The sequence below is a fragment of the Aminobacter sp. P4_H6_2 genome, assembly GCF_056400805.1.
Genome location: NZ_JBFUKO010000713.1, coordinates 1 through 2590, shown reverse-complemented (window position 1 = coordinate 2590; position 2590 = coordinate 1). Strand labels below are relative to the sequence as shown.

Sequence of the window (2590 nt, the reverse complement as noted above, 5' to 3'; positions counted from 1 at the left end):
ATGGTAATTCTGGCGTTCATACTGGGTTCACCAAGCGGCGGCTAGCAATGGTGGCGTCAATGAGAAGGAGCCTCCCATATGAAACGCATTGTTCTAGCTGCTGTCGCCCTGTCGGTGTTCGCTGCGCCGATGGCACAAGCTCAACAGCGCTACGAGGCGCCACGTCACGGAAACCACTACAGCCAGCCGCAGAAGTGGCAGGATTACCGCCAAAAGCCGGTCAAGCGACAGCACTGGTCAAAGGGCAAGCGTGTGCCTGACTGGCAGCGCAAGCAGGCACTTCGGGACTACAATCGCTATGGCCTCAAGCGCCCAGGCTATGGTCAACGCTGGGTCAAGGTAGACAGCGACTATCTGTTGATCAGTGTGGCGTCGGGCATCATCGCTTCGGTCGTGGCTGGACGCTAATCCAGACAGGTCAACAGATTGCGGAAAGGCGGTTCTTCGGAGCCGCCTTTTTCCCTGGGATCATCCATAAGCGGCCATCGACCGCGGACGGTTCGATTTTCTGGTCTCGACGTATGAGTCGATGTTCCGTGCCGCATTCCTCGAAGCGATCGACGGCTCTGGTCGAACACCTGTTGCAGGCGAAGCCAGCGAATGGGCGTCATTTATCGCAGGGTCCCGAAATCACAGAGTGCTTTCGATCGAATTCAATGTCCTTCCGATTGCCTGCTTGTATTTTTCGAACTCCGGTGACGTTTCTCTAACCTCCTGGAGCGCAGTCGCAGCGGAAGGTTGTGATGCTGCAGAAGGTGCTCGGCCAGTCATCTTTTTCTCAGCCCAACCAATGACATAGCCGGCGTTCTTGCCGGTCAGGAACGGGTTGGCTTTTATGACGACCTCTCCAAGAACATCAGCAAGCATTGCGTCATTGGATGACGACAGGATCTGGTGGGCGCCCTCCATTCCAAGAAAGTGGCAAAGATAGAGCCGACCCGCAGTGATCTGATGGCCACGCGCTTTGAGATAGGCTTCACCCTCGCGCGCCAGATTGCGCACCATCTCGCGTGAGATGGTCGGGTCGAAACGCAGATCGAGGAGCTCGGTCGTCGAAAGCGACCTGGCGAGATCGGGCCGGTAGGTGTTTATCATCCTTATCCAGGTCTTGCTTATGAACTGTCCGAGCCCTGTTGCCGACGACAGCGGGTTCTTGGCACGGGCACTGCCGCCGCTTTCGACATGGACGATACGATTGGTCAGCACCTCGATGGCAGAGTCGTCGGACGCAATCACGGTGATCGTGCCGAGCGGATCGATGGCCTGTCCGTCCTGATAGAGTTCGAAATGAAGATGCGGGCCGGTCGACAGGCCCGTGGTGCCGATATAGCCGATGACGTCGCCTGCTTTGACAGTGGATCCGATGCCGATGCCGTCGGCGAAACGCTGCATGTGGGCATAGCGGGTTTCGCGATTGTTGGCGTGCGAAATGCGGATGAGGTTGCCGTAGCCCTGGCCGTCGCCTTCAAACACAACCTGGCCGTCGAAGGCCGCTTCGATCGGCGTACCGATGGGGGCTGCCCAATCCACTCCTTTGTGGACGCGAACCGTCTTCAGGATCGGATGCATGCGCGGCCCAAAGGTTGACGTCATGACACCGTTGACCGGCGTGACCATGCCGTTGGTTGCCATCAGCGAGCGAACTTGATCGTTGCCCGTGACGCAAGAGAACTGACCATCGCTCTGTTGGAAGACAAAACATTCGAGGTTCTTGTCGGTGCCATGCACACCGACATAAAGCACCTGGCCTGCCAGACCATCCTTGCCGCGAGCCGTTTGTGAATAAAGCAGGACGAGCCTCTGGTCTTCTGTGGCAAAGGCGTTCAAATCCTGTCCACGTGACAGATACATGATCGCCTCACCAAGAACGCCGGTTGGAACGTCGTTGCGGGCCGCTGTCGAGTAGATCGCGTCGAGGAGGCGGTACTGGCGCTTGTGCGTGCCTTCTTGCGGGGCGGCGCCGGAATAGTTGAAAAGGTCGTCGCGCACCCATGGATCTACGCCGGAGACGAACTGACCGGCCGAATTGCGCGCGAGGGTGCCAACGAACCTATTCATGGCGTAGACCGACACCTGCATCAGCGCCACCTGGGGCGCCTCGCGCCGCGGCTTGAAGCCACGCATAGCTACAACATAGCCCGGTTCGAGGCCTTCCAACTTGAAAAGCGACTTCAGCGCTTCGCCGGCCAATTTCGCCTCATCGGTGGCGAAATGTGCCTCGAGCACGACGCTGTCCAGCGTGCGGTTGGTCAGGATCTTGACGAAGGTATCTTCGGTCGCCTCGAAGCGCTCGGTCTCCGGCGTCACGGTGGCGACACTGGTATTGTTTGCGATCGCGGTTTTCTCGAATTCGGGCAGGGCAGCTTCACCTTGGTCGATTGTTTCGCCCCACCCGGCGCCGAGATCCGATGGTAGACTGCCTTCGGGCTCGGCCTGGTCAAGATCGACATCAGTTGGCGGAGCCGCCTGATCATCAGCCTGCTGGCCGGCTGTTGGTTCAACCACCGCGCGCTGCGCCTGGAAAAATGCAAAGTCCTCCTGCGTCGATGGGATGGCCGTCATGAAGCGCTCGCTGGAACTCAGCATCGTG

General features: G+C 58.7%; 2 protein-coding genes. One reads left to right on the top strand and one right to left on the bottom strand.

The window, feature by feature from the left end; translation table 11 throughout:
- Positions 1-78 precede the first annotated feature (78 nt).
- A complete protein-coding gene (locus AC1DUU_RS29060) occupies positions 79-408 on the top strand; it encodes an RcnB family protein (RefSeq protein ID WP_476786790.1) in 330 nt (109 codons plus the stop codon).
- 222 nt (positions 409-630) lie between these two features.
- Here AC1DUU_RS29060 and AC1DUU_RS29055 read toward each other — a convergent pair.
- The coding region (locus AC1DUU_RS29055) for a M23 family metallopeptidase (protein ID WP_476786789.1) at positions 631-2590 on the bottom strand (1960 nt) is incomplete at its 5' end.

Coding starts and splice junctions, on each gene's coding strand:
- AC1DUU_RS29060 (WP_476786790.1), top strand. CDS start 79: ATGAAACGCATTGTTCTAGCTGCTGTCGCCCTGTCGGTGTTCGCTGCG.